Source organism: Rathayibacter oskolensis (assembly GCF_900177245.1).
GTDB classification, from domain to species: Bacteria; Actinomycetota; Actinomycetes; order Actinomycetales; family Microbacteriaceae; genus Rathayibacter; species Rathayibacter oskolensis.
The window spans coordinates 900,964-917,201 of record NZ_FXBM01000001.1 but is presented as its reverse complement, the minus strand read 5'-3'; the positions used below and the strand labels follow the sequence as shown (position 1 = coordinate 917,201).

Genomic DNA, 16,238 nt, shown 5'->3' with positions numbered 1-16,238 from the left:
GCGGGAACAGGAGCTCTCGGGGCGTAACACGGAGGCGGCGCGTGCCGCCTCCGTTACACCATGGATCCCGCTATGGACTGGCAGCAGACACTCGAGGACACCGTCCCGTCGGCGTTCATCACCGAGCGCCAGCTCCGCTCGGTAATCGGGAAACCGCCCGCGACCGGCGCCTGGCGCGACGGGGACCACCCGGGCGGGCGGCGCTTCGTCGACCTCGGTCCGTTCTCGTTCGAGGCCGGCGGCCACCTCCCCCACCTGCGAACCGCCTACGAGACCTGGGGCGAGCTCTCGCCCACCGGCGACAACGCCGTCCTCGTCCTGCACGCCCTGACCGGCGACTCCCACCTGCTCGGACGCGGAGAGCCCGGCCACGCGACCGACGGCTGGTGGTCGGGGCTGGTCGGTCCGGGCAAGGTGATCGACACCGACCGCTACTTCGTCGTCGCTCCGAACATGCTCGGCGGCTGCCAGGGGACGACGGGGCCTGCCTCCCTCGCCCCCGACGGCCACGAGTGGGGCGCGAGGTTCCCGTACACCACGATCCGCGACCAGGTCCGCGCGCAGGCCCTCTTCGCCGATCGGCTCGGCATCCACCGCTGGCACACCGTCATCGGCGGCTCGATGGGCGGGATGCAGGCCCTCGAGTGGGGCATCGAGCATCCGGACCGGGTCGCCCGCCTCGCCGTGCTCGCGGCCCCGCCCCGAGCCACCGCCGACCAGATCGCGCTGAACTTCGTGCAGCTCGAGGCGATCCGCAACGATGCGGGCTTCGCGGGCGGCTCCTACTACGACGCCGGCGACGGTCAGGGCCCCTACCACGGCCTCGCGCTCGCCCGGCGGATGGCGCTGCTCAACTACCGCAGCCCCTCCGAGCTCAACGACCGGTTCGAGCGGAGCTGGCAGTCGGGCCTCAGCCCGCTCGGCGGCGGCGGGCGCTTCGCGGTCGAGTCGTACCTCGACTTCCACGGCAACAAGTTCACCCGGCGCTTCGACGCGAACAGCTACATCACCCTCGTGGAGGCGATGAACTCCCACGACGTCGGCCGCGGCCGGGGCGGAGAGGCAGAGGCGCTGTCGCGGATCACCAGCCCGACGCTCGTGCTCGGCATCGACAGCGACCGGCTCTTCCCCGTCGACGGGCAGCGGATCATCGCCGCGCACGCCCCGGGCAACATTGACGGCGACGACGTGGCCGTGATCAGCTCCACCTTCGGCCACGACGGCTTCCTCATCGAGGACGACGCGGTCGGAGCGCACCTCGCGAGACTCCTGGCGATCTGAGCCGATCCCGGGCCCCGCGCGGGTGCGGGGCGAACCAGTGGCTATCGTGTGTCGGGGGTCAGCCCCGCTCAGCCGATCGGAGGGACGACGCCCGTGCCGATGATCCGCAGTGCGCGCGAGAGGGACCGGCTCCTGCGGCAGTCGGCGTGCGGGATCGGCCTCCTCGTCGACGCCGCTGCGCTCGCGATGGTCGTCGTGCCGGGAACCCTGCACGCGAAGACGGTGCCGTTCGCGGTCGTGCTCCTGCTCGGCCTCGCCGCGGCGCACGTCGAGCTCGGGCGCACGGGCGGCCGACGCTGGGTCGTCGCGATCGCCCTCGGCGGGCTCGCGCTCAGCGCGGGACTCGCGCTCGATCTCACCCCCGGCAGCGGATTCGCCGGCTTCGTCGTGGTGAGCACCGCGAACGCCATCACCGCGAGCATCGCCGTCGCGGTGACGACGTCCGCGCGACGCCTGGTGCTCCTCCTGCCCGTGATGGTGCCGAGCATCGTGCCCTCGGTGCTCGTCGCCGGCGACGCGATGCTGCTGAACGTCATCGTGCAGAGCGTGCTCCCGTGGGGGGTGCTCAGCGGATTCGCGCTGTGGATCAGCACCGCGGTACCCCGGGTGGTCCGCCGCATCGACAGCATCGGCAACGCCCACCGGGTCGAGCGCCTGGCGAGCGAGACGGAGGCGCAGCGCCGGCAGGGCGCGCGCCTCCTGCACGACACGGTGCTCGCCACCCTCACTCTGCTCGCCCACTCGGGCCGCGGCGTCTCGGTCGCGGCGCTCCGGCAGCAAGCCGCTGAGGACGCTCAGCTCCTGCGCCAGCTGCGACTGGGCGGGGCGCCCAGTCCGAGCGTGTCGGGGTCGTACCGGCTCACCAGCGTCACCAGCGCCCCTGCCGCGAACTCCCTCGAGAACGTGAAGAGCCGCTTCGGGCGCATGGGGCTCGAGGTGGTCCTGCACGGGTCGGGTCAACTGGTGCTGACGGGGGCCGCACTCGACTCGTTCCTGATGGCGCTGTCGGAATGCCTCGAGAACGTGCGGAGGCACTCGGGAGTCGTCTCCGCCGACGTGACCATCACCGAGGACGAAGCGACCGTGAGGGCGATGGTGACCGACGCCGGCGTCGGCTTCGACATCGCGACCGTCCCCGACACCAAGCTCGGCTACAAGGAGTCGGTCGTCGCGCGGCTCGCCGACGTCGGCGGCCGGACGCGGCTGTTCAGCGCGCCGGGCTCGGGCACCACCGTCGTCCTCGAGGTGCCGAAGTGAGCGACGGCCCCGAACGGGTGGCACCGCTGCTGAGCGGACGGTCCTCGCGGGCGGCGAAGTCGGCGAAGGGCCAGCAGGACGGACTCGGGACCAGCTACCTGGGCAGCGGACTCAACGGGATCGCGGCCGCCCTCCTGGGCTACGAGTTCCTCATCTTCCTCTCCTCGATGGAGTCGTACGCACGGCCCGGCCTCGCCGCGACCGCCTGGCTCGTCCTCATCGCCTCGTTCGCCACCGTCGTGATCGCGATCCAGGTCGCGGGACGGCGCCTGCCGAGCGCGGCCTACCTCGTCTTCCTGATCGGCATCGCCGTCGCCGTCGTGCTCGACACGCTCGCCGTCGTCGAGCCCGGGCCCGGATCGGTCGCGCCGACCGCGGCGGTCGCCGCTGCCGTGGCGCACGCCGCGATGATCGTCCACCGCAGGAGCGCGGAGATCATCGGGGTGGCTCTCGTCGTCGGGGTCGTCGAACTCGTGGCGTTCGGAGCGATGGGCGCCGGGGACGCCACCTCCTTCTCGGTGCGGGTCAGCGCACTCGTGGTGACGGTCGCCCCGGCCGTCGTGGTCGTCGTCATGATGCGCGGCTTCCGGCGGATGGTGCAGCACGAGATCGACCGCGCGCTCGTGCAGAGCACCACCCTCGGGCCGCGCTACGCCGTCGGGATGCTGGCCTCGGAGGAGCTGGCGCGCCTCGACCTCGCGGCCGAGCGCCTCCTCGCCGAGGTCGGCGACGGCAGCGTCGCGCTCCCCCTGGACGATCAGCGGGCCGCTCACGCCGCCTCCCTCGCCACCCAGCTGCGGCTGCACCTCATCGAGGGACGCCGCGAGACCTGGCTCCACCACGCGATCCTCGAGTCCGACCTGCTCGCGCCGCTGGTCGACCTCGACGACCCCGACGGGGCCGCCGGACTCCTCGACCACGAGCAGCGCGACGGTCTGCTCTCGGCGATCTGGCTCATCCTCGACGGAGCCGTCGGCCCCTCCGCCGCCCTGCACGTCGAAGCGGGCGCACCCCGCGATCCGGGGCCTGGCGCCCGGCCGCGGACGCTGCTCGTGCCCCTCGCCCTCCGCTCGGAGGGCGTGCCACTGCGCGGAGTCGACCCCGCGACATGGGAAGCTATCGCACAGGTCGGCACCTTCCGGGAGCCCTCCCGCGACGGAGAGCTCCTGATCGAGATCGACTGTCTGGTCGAGAACCCCGCCGACCGTTGAACAGCAGCAGATCCCATTCGACGACACGCAGAGCCGAAGGACCCCGATGACCAACACCGCCGATACGAAGATCACCCTCGCCGTGGTCGACGATCACAAGATGCTCCTCGGCGCCCTCACCGAGTGGATCCGCGGCGCGGCCTCCGACATCCAGCTCGTCGCGGCGGTCGCCTCGTGGCCCGAGCTGCTCACCCACCCCGAGTTCCCCGTCGACGTCGTGCTGCTCGACCTCGACCTGAAGGACAACATCCCGATCTCCGTGAAGCTCTCGACGCTCAAGACGACCGGCGTGAAGACGGTGCTGATGAGCACCTACTCCGAGCCGGCCGTCGTCCGCGAGGCGCTCGCCTCCGGAGCGCTCGGCTACCTCGTGAAGACCGAGGACGCCGACATGATCGTCGAGGCGATCCGCGCCGCGAAGGACGGGCACTCCTACATCTCGCACGAGCTCGACATGGCCCTCTCGACCGGCGACTCCGACGGGGCGCCGAAGCTGAGCGCGCAGGAGCGCCGGGTGATGGCGCTCTACGGAGGCGGCGAGCCGGTGAAGTCGGTGGCGTTCGAACTCGGCATCTCGGAGGAGACGGCGAAGTCGTACCTCAAGCGCATCCGCGAGAAGTACCGTGTCGTGGGCATCGACGTCGGCACGAAGGTCGCGCTCCGCAAGCGCGCCATCCACGACGGGATTCTGATCGAGACGGACTGAGCCTGTCGTGCACGGCGGTCCTCGCCCGCCGTGCCGCGGTCGGCTCACGCAGATGGCCGCGTAGCGCAGAGCCTCTTGCGACGCCTGCGGGAATCCGCTGGCACGCGGATTCCCGTCCGCGGCGATCCCGTTGCGCACGGCGGTCCTCGCCCGCCGTGCCGCAGTCGGCTCACGCAGATGGCCGCGCTCCGCAGAGCGTCCCACGGCGCCTGCGGGAATCCGCTGGCACGCGGATTCCCGTCTACGGCGATCCCGTTGCGCACGGCGGTCCCCGCGCGCCGTGCCGCAGCCGGCTCGATCAGATGGCCGCGTTCCGCAGAGCGTCCCACGGCGCCTGCGGGAATCCGCTGGCACGCGGATTCCCGTCCGCGGCGATCCCGTTGCGCACGGCGGTCCTCGCCCGCCGTGCCGCAGTCGGCTCACGCAGATGGCCGCGCTCCGCAGAGCGTCCTGCGACGCCTGCGGGGAGCGGAGAGCGCCGAGACACCAGGAGTTGTCGCAGTCGATGGTCGAGTACGACGACTTCTGGAGGGTCGGGCGCGGTCAGCGCGCGGTGACGGGGACGCCGCCCGTGACGGGCGCGGCGGGCTCGCGCTGAGCGGGGTAGACCGTGCCCCGCGCGCGGTCGATCGCGAGGCTCGCGACGGCCAGGAGGATGCCGGCGAGCGTCAGGACGACTCCGACCCAGATGGGCGAGACGTAGCCGAGCCCTGACGCGATCGTCACGCCTCCGAGGGCAGCGCCGACCGAGTTGCCGATGTTGAGCGCGGAGTGGTTCAGTGCCGCAGCGATCGTCTGGCTGTCGCGCGCCACATCCATGAGGCGCGTCTGGATCGCCGGGGAGGCACCCGCCGAGAAGCCGGCGGCGAGGAAGGTGAAGACCAGGAGGCCGGCGAGCGTCGTGGCGGTCAGCGCGAGCCCGATCAGCGACACTCCGACGCCGGCGAACAGGACGAGCAGCGCCCGCTTCACGTTCTTGTCGGCCGCCCACCCGCCGACGAGGTTGCCGAGCGTCATCCCCAGACCGATCACGACGAGGACCCACGGGACGGCGCCGAGCGGCAGCCGCGTGACCTCGGTCGAGAGCGGGGTGATGTAGCTGTACATCGCGAAGAGCCCGCCGAAGCCGATCGCCCCGATCGCGAGGGTCATCCACACCTGGAGCCGGCCGAAGGCCTTCAGCTCGTTGCGCATCGTCGCACCGGGGTTCCCCTGCTGGAACGGCACGAGCAGCCACACCGCCACGACGGTCGCCGCGAAGATCGCCGCGACGACGAGGTAGGCGCTGCGCCAGCCCGCGTTCTGGCCGACCCAGGTGATCGCGGGGACGCCGATGACGTTCGCGATCGTGAGGCCCGAGAGCACGAAGGCCACTCCCTTGCCGCGCTTGCCCGGCCCCATCAGGTCGGCGGCGACGAGCGACGCGATGCCGAAGTACGCACCGTGCGGCAGCGCCGACACGAAGCGCGCCGCGAGCACGAGCGGGAACGTCGGCAGCAGCGCCGAGGCGATCGTCCCCACCGTGAAGGCCACCAGGAGGGCGAGGAGGAGGCGCTTGCGCGGCCAGCGGGCCGCAGCGGCGGCGATGGTCGGGGCGCCCACGACGACTCCGAGCGCGTAGGCCGAGATCAGGAGCCCGGCCTGCGAGTTCGCCTGCTCGGAGCTGGCCGCGTAGACGCCGGGCAGCAGATCGGCGGCGAGCTGCGGGAGGAGGCCCATCGCGACGAACTCGGTCGAGCCGATCCCGAAGCCTCCCATCGCGAGTGCGAGCAGGGCGAGTCGGGTGCGGGCCGGCGAGAGTGTCACCAGGCAAGGGTACAGAGGATCCGAGCCTGATCGAAACGATTCGAGGAACGGACTCGACGGACTCCGCTACTCGTCGAGCGCGCGCTCGAGGCGCTCGACCTTCGCGTCGATCTCGCCCGAGTACCCGGGGCGGATGTCGGCCTTGAGCACCAGCGAGACGCGCGAACCGAAGGCGCCGACCGCCTCCGTGGCCCGCTTGACCACGTCGAAGACCTCGTCCCACTCCCCCTCGATCTCGGTGAACATCGAGGTGGTGCGGTGCGGCAGTCCGGAGTCGCGGACGATGCGCACCGCCGCCGCCACCGCGTCGTGCACGGAGGCGTCGGGGCCTTCGCCGCCGGACGGAGCGACCGAGAACGCGACGAGCATGATGACCTCCCAGCGGGCCCGACCGCCGAGCCCCCGATCAGCCTAGGCCGGGACCGGTCAGCGGGCGCCGACGGATCCGGTCGCGCCCGCCTCCGCGACCACGGCGCCCGAGGGCTCCGAGGCGCGGCGCCCGAGACGCCACAGCTCGCGCAGCACCCAGCCGAGCAGCACGAGCAGCAGCGCGTTCCTGACCGTCAGCACGACGACCATGACCGCGTTCGAGTAGAGCAGGAACAGGTAGAGGTAGGGGTAGACGAGCTGGGTGAGAGCCGCGATCAGGAGGGTCAGCTTCGCCGGAGTCGCGAAGTCGCGGGCCCCGACGACGAGCCCCGCGATCACCGGAGGCGCGAGCCAGACGATGTACTGGGGCGAGAGCACCTTGTTCGTGTCGATCAGGACGAGCACGAGCGCGAGGCTCAGCAGCGGCAGGAGCCGGGTCGGCGGCGTCTTCGCGAGGAGCGCGCGCACTCCGAGCAGGAGCGTCCCGAGGACGGCGAGAGCGAGCGCGGGATTCATCAGCGCGGCGGCGACCTCGGTGCCCGGCCCGTGCATCTCGAACGTGTTGATGTCGGCCGCGTAGTAGACGTAGCTGGTCGAGGTGGTGTCGATCGACAGCCACATCCAGACGGTGCTCACCGGCGCCTCGATCTGCAGGCCGCGCGTCGTCTGGTCGGACACGAAGCTGAAGACGTGGGCACCGCCGCCGAGCGCGACGACCCCCAGCACGATCGCCGCCGAGACACCGGCCGCGACGACCACCATCCGGAGGCGCCCGCGCAGGAGCAGGACGGCCGCGGCCAGCAGCGCCGCCGGCCAGACCTTGATCCAGGTCGCGATCGTGAGGGCGAGCGCCGCGACCGCGGGCCGGCTCGACGCCCACAGGAGGCCGGCGATCGCGAGCGGGACCGTGAACGCGTCGATCCTGCCCACCGCGATCGGGCCGAGGAGCACGAGGAAGAGCAGCCACCAGCGGGCGGCGGCGAGGCGCACCGCCCGGCGCCCGTGCAGGAGGAGCGCGAACGCCGCGGCATCGACCGCGACGACCCCGATCAGCCAGGTCAGGTCGTAGCCGGCCGCGCCGAACAGCCAGGCCGACCCGATCGGGACGAGCGCGAGGATCGGGTAGACCCAGTCGACGTCGAGCCCGACGACTCCGCCGCCGTCGACCGCCGTCTGCATCCAGTTCTTGTAGATGATGCTGACGTCGCCCATCGGCAGTCCCGGCGCGTAGAGCGCGAGGAGCGAGAGCAGCAGGTGGATGAGCGCGAAGGCGCCCCAGAGCACGGAGGGGGCATCGCGGTTGTCGCGGAGCCACGCGACGGGGCGGTGGGGCGCTCGGGTTGCTGGGGTCGACACGGCGTCAGTGTAGAGGGGCTGTGCGGTGCTGTCCCTGGCAGCGATCCGCGCTCCCTTCGAGGGTCAGTACCCGGCGAACGAGTCGGTGCGGATCCGCTTCGCGCCCGCGGCTCGGAGCGCCCCGCGGACGGAGTCGACGAAGGAGGGGGAACCCGAGACGAGCCCTATCCGGCGGGGAGCATCCGGCACCGCGTCCGCCAGCGTCTCGGAGGTGATCCGCCCCGAGAGGTGCGTCCAGCGCTCGGGGAGCGACGAGGGCGTCTCGCGCGAGGCGAGCACCACCCGGGCCCCCGAGTCGCGGAGGAGCTCGCGGTAGGCGACGTCCTCGATCCTCGGGGCGGCGTAGACGACGACGACGTCCCGCGGCGGCCCGTCGGCGATCGCCCGCAGCTGGCTCGCGAACGGGGTGATGCCGATGCCGCCGGCGACGAGCAGGAGCGGAGTGGCCGGATCGGCGGGGAGGACGAAGTCGCCTCCGACGCTCGTCGCCCGGACGGCGGATCCCGGCTCGAGCTCGGCGAGAGCGCGCTTGAAGCTGCTCGCCCTCTCGGGCGTGCGGGTCGCGATGGCGATCTCGCCGTCCGCCGGCGCGGAGGCGATCGAGAACGTCCGGCGGCTCCCGCGCCCGTCGGCACGGTGCGGGATCTCGAGTTCGAGCCACTGGCCGGCCTCGAAGGGGACGGGGACGCGCGGGCGGAAGCGGTACTCCGTGACGCCCGGGGCGATGACGTCCGAGGATCGGAGCTCGAGCGAGAGCCGACGCCGCTGCCGGTAGGCGAACCCGAAGGCGATGGCGTTGCCGACCACGAGACCGAGCTCGGGACTCGCGTAGAACGGGCCGAGGTCGAACGGGACGCTCGTCAGGAGCGCTGCGACCACGGCGACGACCAGCTGCTGCGAGCGGCGGGGCGCGAGCGTCAGCGGTTCGGTCAGCATGAAGGCGCCGGCGAAGACGAACGGGTACGCCGTCACGACCGAGGCGAGCGCCGCACCCGCGTCCTGCCCGCTGAGCACGGATCGCGTGACCGAGACGGCGGCGGCGACGAGGACGAAGACGGCGAAGATCGACCAGCGCCGCACTCTCGCCACGATCAGCAGCGCGGCGACGAGCACCCAGGGCCAGATCGCGCCGGTCGGCAGCACCCACGCGGCCGCGGTCAGCGATCCCTCGGCCGCTGTGCCCTCGAGCAGCCCCTGGGCGAGGGCGATCAGCAGGACGGCGACGGCGGCCGGGTTGAAGATGTGCCGTCCGCGCCAGGCGAGGACGTACTTCGAGGCCGCGGCGATCGCCCCGACCAGAGCGACCACGAGCAGAGCCCGGGGCTCGGCCGTCGGGAAGAGCAGGAACGCGATCAGGAGCCCCGTGACGAGCGAGGACTCGAGGTGCGCTGGCGAGCGCACCGCCTTCGCGAGCAGCCAGGTCACCGCGGTGGTCGAGGCGACGGCGACGACCGCCGTGGCCACGATCTCGAGCGGCGTGAAGAACACCAGCCCGGCAGCGGAGTAGGCGACGGCGACGAGCAGGAGCGCGGCGAGCGTCATCCACACCAGGCGGTACATGGTGATGCGCCCTAGGGCGCGATCGAGGGTGCCGATCATCGGAAGACCTCTCCGGGGAAGCGGGGCGAGTAGTGGAGGGTGCCGTCGGTGAACACGCGGACGAACTCGAAGTCGAACTGCTCGGCGAGCCTCTCGGGCGAGCAGACGAAGAGGGCGGTGGCCAGGCCGTCGGCGACGAGGGCGGTGTCGGCGATCACCCAGGTCGCGACGACCGTGTCGACCGGGCGGCCCGTGCGGCCGTCGAGCACGTGGTGCAGTCCGTCACCCCAGGCGCGCCGGTTGCTGGCGGAGGCGCAGAGCGCTCGCTCGCCCGGAACGGCGACTCCGATCGCCCGGCGGTCGTCGTACGGGTGCTCGAGTGCGACGCGGAAGCCGCCCGCTCCCCGGGCACGGAGGTCGCCGCTCGCGTCGACGACGGCCGCGCCGACTCCGGACGCCCCGAGCTCGGCGAGCACGAGGTCGACGAGCTGACCCTTGCCCGCCGCTCCGACGTCGAGCACGACCCCGGTCGAGGTCGACAGGCCCGCACCGCCCGGGGCCCTCGCGTCGCGCCACGAGGGAGCGGGTGCGACCGGGCCGCGGGGGACGAGCGAGTAGGCGGCGTCGTAGCCGAGCTGCTCGAGCGCGTCGCCGACGAAGGGGGTGACGGCGCCTCCGGTCAGCGAGAACAGCCGGTCGTAGAGGTCGAACAGCGCCTCGGCCTCGGGCGGGAAGAGGTGCTCCCCCGGCCCGGTGCGGAGTGCAGAGGCGGCCGAGTCGTCTCGGAAGCGGGACCAGGTGCGGTCGTAGTCCTCGACGCGCGTCTCGATCTGCTCGCGCGTGCGCCCGTCGAGAGGCTCGTCGGTGTCGATCAGCCACTCCGTGCCGATCGCCTCGAAGCGCCAGACGTGCTCGAGCACCCCGGAGGCGTCAGGCCGCGGCATCGGCCTTGATCGTCTCGACCGCGTCGTTGAAGCCGGTCGAGGTCAGCGAGGAGCCGGAGACCTTGGACACGTCGATCTCGTCGATGCTCTTGCCGACGACCTCGCCCGCGATGCCGCCCGCGAAGCGCTCCTGGTACTGCTCGCCCGTCGGGTTCTCGGACTCGGGGGTGACCGTCACGGCCGTGACGACTCCGCCCTCGAGGGTCAGCGAGACGCCGACCGTCTCGCTGCCGCCGGGCGACGTGTAGGACCCCTGGGCGTCGTAGGTGCCGTCGGCGTAGGCGCTGTCGCTGGAGGCGGCCGCGGCGGAGTCGTCGGTCGCGGCCGCGGTCGACTCGGTCGTCGCCTCGGAGGTGGCGGTCGTGCCGCTCGTCTCGTCGGCGGAGTCGGTGCCGGCGGTCGCGGTGCTGGAGCACGCTGCGAGGGCTGCGAGGGTGCCGGCTCCGGCCAGGAGGGTGAGGGCGTAGCGGACGGGAGTCGTGGTCTTCGCGGTCATGTCTGATCTCCTGAGGGGGGTGCGGACGCGGCTGTCGATCCCGACACTACGGTCGGGTGCTTCGAGGTTCCGATGAGCGTGCAGTGCGGCTCCGATGGGCGATGCCGGCGGGAGCCGCCTCTCCCCCTGATAACGGCGGGACGCCGGGAATGGTTCAGCGCCGCTCGGGCGCCTCGTCGGAAGGCCGGAGCGATGCGGCCGGCCATCGGATCAGCGCAGCAGCTGCGCGACCACGCCGGGCAGATGCTCGGCGATGTCCAGGGCCGCGATCGGCCCGCCTCCGGAGGCGGCACTGCCCGCCTCCGCGTGCAGAACGGCCGCCGCCGAGGCGGTCGTGGCGATGTCGTCGTCGGTCAGCGAGCGCCCGTCGCTCTCGGCATCGGCGGCGCGCCCGGCGAGGAGGGCGCCGAGCACTCCCCCGAGCACGTCGCCGCTGCCCGCCGTCGCCAGCCAGGGGGTGGATCCGCTCACCGCGTACGCCGAGGCGCCCGCGACCACGTGCGTCGTGCCGCCCTTGAGCAGGACGCACACGCCGAACCTCTCGGACGCCCGCCGAGCCCATCCGCTCGCGTCCGCGGCGACGTCGCGGCTCTCGACGTCGACTCCGGCGCGAGCGAGCATCCCGGCGAGCTCTCTCGCGTGCGGGGTCACGACGACCGGACCGGCGACCTCGCCGACCAGGTCGAGCGCGCCCGCGTCGAGCACCACGGGGACACCGGAGTGCAGCTGCTCGAGGAGTGTGCTCCGTTCCGCCTCCGAGCGGTCGCCCGCGTCGGTGCCTGAGCCGACCAGCCAGGCCTGCACGCGTCCGAGCGACGTCACCACCTCCGGCCGCCGCGCGAGCACGAGGGCCGACGGCCGCTCCGGTCCGAGGTAGCGGACCATCCCGATCCCGGTCCGCACCGCGGCCTCCACGCCCAGGACCGCGGCCCCGGGATAGCGGTCGGAGCCGGTCGCGACTCCGAGCACGCCCCGGCTGTACTTGTCGTCGTCGGCCCGCGGGGCACGCAGGACCCGCGTCGCCTCCACCGGCCCGAATCGCACGAACCCGTCGGTCATGCGCTCCACCCTAGGGCGATCGCCTCCTTGGCACGGCGCGATCGGGTCCGATAGGCTCTCGGCGTTTGTCACCTGACAGAACAAACACGAGGGAGTGGACGTGCCAGCAGTCGACGACATCCGGGCCGACGAGATCGAGCGACTGACGGCGGTGCGGCCAGAGCCCCGCCAGCTCGCGTGGCAGAGGCTGGAGTTCTACGCCTTCCTGCACTTCGGGATGACCACCATGACCGACAGGGAGTGGGGCCTCGGACACGAGGATCCGGCTCTCTTCGACCCCGATGCCCTCGACGTCGATCAGTGGATGCGCGCGATCGCGAGCGCCGGCATGACCGGGATCATCCTCACCGCGAAGCACCACGACGGCTTCTGCCTCTGGCCGAGTGCGATGACCGGGCACACGGTCGCGGCGTCGCCCTGGCGCGGAGGCGAGGGAGACCTCGTGGCGGAGGTCGCTGACTCCGCGCGTCGGCACGGGCTCCGGCTCGGCGTCTACCTGTCCCCCTGGGACCGCACAGAGGCGAGCTACGGATCCGGATCCGCCTACGACGACTTCTTCGTCGCTCAGCTCACCGAGCTCCTGACGCAGTACGGCGACGTCTTCTCGGTGTGGTTCGACGGCGCGAACGGCGAGGGGCCGGACGGGCGCGTCCAGACCTACGACTGGGACCGCTACTACGAGGTCGTCCGCCGGCTGCGGCCGGGAGCGGTCATCAGCGTCTGCGGGCCGGATGTCCGCTGGTGCGGCAACGAGGCCGGCCACACCCGCGCCGACGAGTGGAGTGTGGTGCCCGGCTCCCTCCGCGACGCCGAGCGCATCGCCGAGCAGTCTCAGCAGATCGACGACGGAGAGTTCTCGAGGCTCGTGCGCAGCGACGAGGAGGACCTCGGCAGCCGACGCGCGCTCGAGGGCCGGCTCGACGACCTCGTCTGGTATCCGGCGGAGGTCAACACCTCGATCCGGCCCGGCTGGTTCCACCACCCCTCGGAGGACGGCGCCGTCCGTTCGGCGGAGGAGCTGTTCGAGATCTGGTGCAGCTCCGTCGGCGGCAACGCGACCTTCCTCCTGAACGTGCCGCCGAACGCGCACGGACTCGTGGCCGACCCCGACGTGCGCGAGCTGGAGCGGCTGGGCGCCCTGATCGCCGACTTCCGCGGGCGGGCACTGCCCGCCCGCCTCGAGCCGTCGTCGCGCTCGGAGGAGGGAGCCGCCGCCCCCGCCGCCGGGTTCGGACCGGTCGCCGAGACGACCTGGCGACCGGCCGACGACGACCCGGCGCCCACGATCACCGTGCAGCTCCCGTCGGTCCGCGCCGTCGAGGCCGTGGTGCTCAGCGAGGACATCCGCCTCGGTCAGCGCCTCGAGGCCGTGACCGTGCGCGCCGTCGTCGACGGCGAGCTGCGCGACGTCGCTCGTGCCCACTCCGTCGGCTACCGCCGCATCCTCCGCTTCGACCGCGCCGTCGCCACCGACCGCCTCGTCATCGGTCTGGACGAGACCAGGGGCCTGCCCGCCGTGTCCTCGGTGGCGACGATCGGAGCCTCCACCCCCGCCTCCGGATCCGCCTGATGCCGCGGCGCCCGGCGGGGCCGGGCGCCCGCGGACGCCCTGCTATCGTTGCCGCGATGAACCAGGGCGGGGCCGCCGCGAGGCCGAACGGCATCGCGCGCTGGCCCGAGATGCATCCGACGACCCAGGCCGCGTTCAACAGGGTCCTCTGGAGCGGCGGCCTCCCGCGGACCGAGATCGCCCGCAAGCTCGGCCTCTCGCGCACACGCCTCACCGCCATCACGCGCGACCTCGAGGAGGCGGGCTTCCTCGTCGAGGGCGGCCGCGAGCAGCGGTCGACCACTGGCCGCCCCGCCGAGATGCTGCACGCGGTCACGACGGCGTACCAGTTCCTCGGGCTGCACCTCCACGGCGCGTCCGTGACGGCGGCACTCGTCGACCTCGACGGCCGCGTCGTCTGGGAGGACGACGCCGCGCTCGGGACCGACTCGCCCGAGGAGCTCGTCGAGCTGGCCGGCCGGATGCTGCGAGAGGTGTCCGAGGCGTTCCGGGTCGCCGCTGTCACGATCTGCGGACCGCTCGCGCGGGTGGGTCTCGATTCCGCGGCGGCTCGGATCCGCGCGATCGACGACTCCCTCCGCGACCGCTTCGAGGTGGAGTGGGGTCTCCCCCTGTGGGTCGACGACGACGTCATCGCGCTCACCGCGTTCGAGCAGTGGCCGCGGCTCGGCGAGGGACAGGACAGCATGGTGCTGATCTCGGTGGGCGAGGAGATCGGCTTCGGCCTCGTCACGCACCTGGCGATCATGCGCGGAGCCCGGCGCGCGGCGGGACGCTTCGATCACATCCCCGTCGTCGCCGACGGACCGGAGTGCCCGCTCGGACACCGGGGCTGCCTCTGGAGCGTGTGCTCGACGACCGCCGTCCTCCACGCCGTCCCGGGCGCCGGCAGTCTCTCGGAGATCGCGGAACGGGCCGACTCCGGCGACCCGCTCTGCGCCGCCGTGCTCGAGCGCGCGGCGACGGGCCTCGGAACGGCCGCGGGCCATCTCGTGAACCTCCTCGACCCGCACAAGCTCGTCCTCACCGGCGAGAGCCACACCGTGCTGCGCAATCGTCAGTCGGCGTTCGACTCGGCCCTCGCCATCACGCGACTGGGCGGAGGAGAGATCGAGATCGACCTCCAGGAGTTCGATTTCGTCGAGTGGGCGCGGGCCGCCGCGGCCCTGGGGCTCTACCGCTGCCTCGCCCCCGAACCCTTCTGAACGCGCTCTCCCGACTATTTGTTTCGTCACTTGACAAACTCCGCGACCGTCGGGGATGCTGAGGGCGGCCGCACGGACGCGGTCCTTCGCAGCAGTCAAAGGAGACGTCTTGCGCACCTCACGCATCACCGCCGCGGCCCTCGCCCTCGGCCTCTCGACCCTCGCCCTCGCCGGATGCACGGCCTCCTCCGGCGACTCCGGAGGCTCGGACGGCGGGCCCGTCACCCTCGACTACTGGGCCTGGGCGCCCGGGTCGCAGGAGGAGGTCGACGCCTTCAACGAGTCGCACCCCGACATCCAGGTGAAGCTCACCGATGCCGGAGGCGGAGAGACGTCCTCGGCCAAGCTCGTCACCGCGCTCCGCGCCGGGAACGCTCCCGACATCGCTCTCGTCGAGAACACCTCGCTCCCGCGCATGATCGTCGCCGGGGTGCCGCTCGACATCACCGACTACGTCACCGACATCCAGGACGCCTTCGCCGAGGGCACCTGGGCGCAGACCACCTTCGACGGCCGCACCTTCGGCGTGCCCCAGGACATCGGGCCCATGGCGCTGGTGTACCGCGTCGACGTCTTCGAGAAGTACGGGATCGAAGCCCCGGTCACCTGGGAGGACTACCGCGAGGCCGCCGCCACCATCAAGGCGCAGGACCCGAGCCTCACCATGGCCTCGCTCAGCACCGACGGTTGGGGCTGGTACGCCCCCGTCGCCGCTCAGGCGGGCGAGGACTGGTGGTCGCAGGACGGCGAGACCTGGACCGTGAACATCGACGGCGAGAAGTCGCGCCAGGTCATGGACTTCTTCCAGGGCATGTACGACGACGGCCTGATCACGGCCGACCCGATCCTGACCCCGACCTACAACCAGCAGCTCAACGACGGCACCATGCTCTCCTGGCCCTCCGCCGTGTGGGCACCCGGAGTCATCGAGGGCGTCGCGCCGACGACCGCCGGCAAGTGGGCGCTCTCGCCGCTGCCGCGCTGGGACGCCGACGACCCCACCGTCTCGTTCCAGGGCGGCTCCTCGGTGGTCGTCACCTCGACCAGCGAGCACCCGGAGGAGGCGGCGGAGTTCGCGAAGTGGCTGAACGCGAGCGAGGAGGGGGCCGAGATGATCCTCAACGTGCAGAACGGCTATCCGGCGGCGCTCTACGGCCAGGAGATCGCGACCGAGCAGGAGCCCCCGGCCCTCATGCCGCAGCAGACCGACTACTACGACGTCGTCGCCGAAATCTCCCAGAACACCAAGCCCGTCACGTGGGGCCCGAACACCGACGTCGCCGCCGCCGCCTTCACCGACGCGATGAACGCCGCGGTGCAGAACGGCACCTCCTGGGCCGATGCGCTCACCGCCACACAGGACGCGGTGGTCGCCGACATGGAGGAGCAGGGGTTCACCGTCGAGGAGGGGAGCTGATCCCGCGCACCCCCGCGGAGAT

Annotated in this window: 14 protein-coding genes; 7 read left to right on the top strand and 7 right to left on the bottom strand. The window is 72.3% G+C overall.

Going from position 1 to position 16,238, the window contains the following annotated elements; translation table 11 throughout:
- Positions 1 to 72 precede the first annotated feature (72 nt).
- From metX to B9Y99_RS04520, 4 genes are all read left to right on the top strand, one after another.
- Positions 73 to 1,281 carry a homoserine O-acetyltransferase MetX gene (metX, locus tag B9Y99_RS04535; protein WP_085475368.1) on the top strand — a complete coding sequence of 403 codons (1,209 nt, stop codon included), beginning with the start codon at positions 73 to 75 and terminating at the stop codon, positions 1,279 to 1,281.
- Positions 1,282 to 1,380: 99 nt separating this feature from the next.
- The gene (locus B9Y99_RS04530) at positions 1,381 to 2,538 is read left to right on the top strand and encodes a sensor histidine kinase (protein ID WP_085475367.1); all 1,158 of its coding nucleotides are present in this window, start codon (positions 1,381 to 1,383) and stop codon (positions 2,536 to 2,538) included.
- Entirely contained in the window at positions 2,535 to 3,749 is a 1,215-nt protein-coding gene (locus B9Y99_RS04525; protein WP_085475366.1) for a hypothetical protein, read from the top strand. Before B9Y99_RS04530 ends, B9Y99_RS04525 begins: the two co-directional genes overlap by 4 nt.
- 46 nt (positions 3,750 to 3,795) lie before the next feature.
- Positions 3,796 to 4,455 carry a response regulator gene (locus tag B9Y99_RS04520; RefSeq protein ID WP_085475365.1) on the top strand — a complete coding sequence of 220 codons (660 nt, stop codon included), beginning with the start codon at positions 3,796 to 3,798 and terminating at the stop codon, positions 4,453 to 4,455.
- A gap of 543 nt (positions 4,456 to 4,998) precedes the next feature.
- On the opposite strand, the gene B9Y99_RS04515 is transcribed toward B9Y99_RS04520, so the two are convergent.
- The 7 genes from B9Y99_RS04515 to B9Y99_RS04485 form a co-directional block, all read right to left on the bottom strand.
- Complete coding sequence (locus B9Y99_RS04515) at positions 4,999 to 6,213, bottom strand: MFS transporter (protein WP_085476239.1); 1,215 nt, start codon at positions 6,211 to 6,213, stop codon at positions 4,999 to 5,001.
- Between the two features lie 114 nt (positions 6,214 to 6,327).
- A complete protein-coding gene (locus B9Y99_RS04510; protein ID WP_085475364.1) occupies positions 6,328 to 6,630 on the bottom strand; it encodes a thiamine-binding protein in 303 nt (100 codons plus the stop codon).
- A 57-nt stretch (positions 6,631 to 6,687) separates the two neighbouring features.
- The gene (locus B9Y99_RS04505; RefSeq protein WP_129587889.1) at positions 6,688 to 7,986 is read right to left on the bottom strand and encodes a glycosyltransferase 87 family protein; all 1,299 of its coding nucleotides are present in this window, start codon (positions 7,984 to 7,986) and stop codon (positions 6,688 to 6,690) included.
- A 63-nt stretch (positions 7,987 to 8,049) separates the two neighbouring features.
- Positions 8,050 to 9,585, bottom strand: coding sequence for an FAD-dependent oxidoreductase (locus tag B9Y99_RS04500; protein ID WP_085475362.1), 1,536 nt, complete (start codon positions 9,583 to 9,585; stop codon positions 8,050 to 8,052).
- Entirely contained in the window at positions 9,582 to 10,469 is an 888-nt protein-coding gene (locus tag B9Y99_RS04495; RefSeq protein WP_085475361.1) for an FAD:protein FMN transferase, read from the bottom strand. The genes B9Y99_RS04500 and B9Y99_RS04495 overlap by 4 nt, the downstream gene beginning before the upstream one ends.
- Positions 10,456 to 10,965 (bottom strand): FMN-binding protein, encoded by a 510-nt coding sequence (locus B9Y99_RS04490; RefSeq protein WP_085475360.1) that lies wholly within the window; start codon positions 10,963 to 10,965, stop codon positions 10,456 to 10,458. Before B9Y99_RS04490 ends, B9Y99_RS04495 begins: the two co-directional genes overlap by 14 nt.
- Before the next feature lie 210 nt (positions 10,966 to 11,175).
- On the bottom strand, positions 11,176 to 12,024 hold the full coding sequence (locus tag B9Y99_RS04485) for an ADP-dependent NAD(P)H-hydrate dehydratase (RefSeq protein WP_085475359.1): 849 nt from the start codon (positions 12,022 to 12,024) through the stop codon (positions 11,176 to 11,178).
- 100 nt (positions 12,025 to 12,124) lie between these two features.
- Between B9Y99_RS04485 and B9Y99_RS04480 the strand changes: the two genes are divergently transcribed.
- The 3 genes from B9Y99_RS04480 to B9Y99_RS04470 all read left to right on the top strand — a co-directional run bounded on the left by B9Y99_RS04480 (position 12,125) and on the right by B9Y99_RS04470 (position 16,216).
- Entirely contained in the window at positions 12,125 to 13,594 is a 1,470-nt protein-coding gene (locus tag B9Y99_RS04480; RefSeq protein WP_244274766.1) for an alpha-L-fucosidase, read from the top strand.
- Positions 13,595 to 13,650: 56 nt separating this feature from the next.
- Positions 13,651 to 14,799 (top strand): ROK family transcriptional regulator, encoded by a 1,149-nt coding sequence (locus B9Y99_RS04475; protein WP_165759532.1) that lies wholly within the window; start codon positions 13,651 to 13,653, stop codon positions 14,797 to 14,799.
- Positions 14,800 to 14,908: 109 nt separating this feature from the next.
- Positions 14,909 to 16,216 (top strand): ABC transporter substrate-binding protein, encoded by a 1,308-nt coding sequence (locus B9Y99_RS04470; RefSeq protein ID WP_244274765.1) that lies wholly within the window; start codon positions 14,909 to 14,911, stop codon positions 16,214 to 16,216.
- Positions 16,217 to 16,238 lie beyond the last annotated feature (22 nt).

Coding starts and splice junctions, on each gene's coding strand:
- B9Y99_RS04530 (WP_085475367.1), top strand. CDS start 1,381: ATGATCCGCAGTGCGCGCGAGAGGGACCGGCTCCTGCGGCAGTCGGCG.
- B9Y99_RS04510 (WP_085475364.1), bottom strand. CDS start 6,630: ATGCTCGTCGCGTTCTCGGTCGCTCCGTCCGGCGGCGAAGGCCCCGAC.
- B9Y99_RS04495 (WP_085475361.1), bottom strand. CDS start 10,469: ATGCCGCGGCCTGACGCCTCCGGGGTGCTCGAGCACGTCTGGCGCTTC.
- metX (WP_085475368.1), top strand. CDS start 73: ATGGACTGGCAGCAGACACTCGAGGACACCGTCCCGTCGGCGTTCATC.
- B9Y99_RS04485 (WP_085475359.1), bottom strand. CDS start 12,024: ATGACCGACGGGTTCGTGCGATTCGGGCCGGTGGAGGCGACGCGGGTC.
- B9Y99_RS04475 (WP_165759532.1), top strand. CDS start 13,651: ATGAACCAGGGCGGGGCCGCCGCGAGGCCGAACGGCATCGCGCGCTGG.
- B9Y99_RS04500 (WP_085475362.1), bottom strand. CDS start 9,585: ATGATCGGCACCCTCGATCGCGCCCTAGGGCGCATCACCATGTACCGC.
- B9Y99_RS04515 (WP_085476239.1), bottom strand. CDS start 6,213: ATGGGAGGCTTCGGGATCGGCTCGACCGAGTTCGTCGCGATGGGCCTC.
- B9Y99_RS04490 (WP_085475360.1), bottom strand. CDS start 10,965: ATGACCGCGAAGACCACGACTCCCGTCCGCTACGCCCTCACCCTCCTG.
- B9Y99_RS04520 (WP_085475365.1), top strand. CDS start 3,796: ATGACCAACACCGCCGATACGAAGATCACCCTCGCCGTGGTCGACGAT.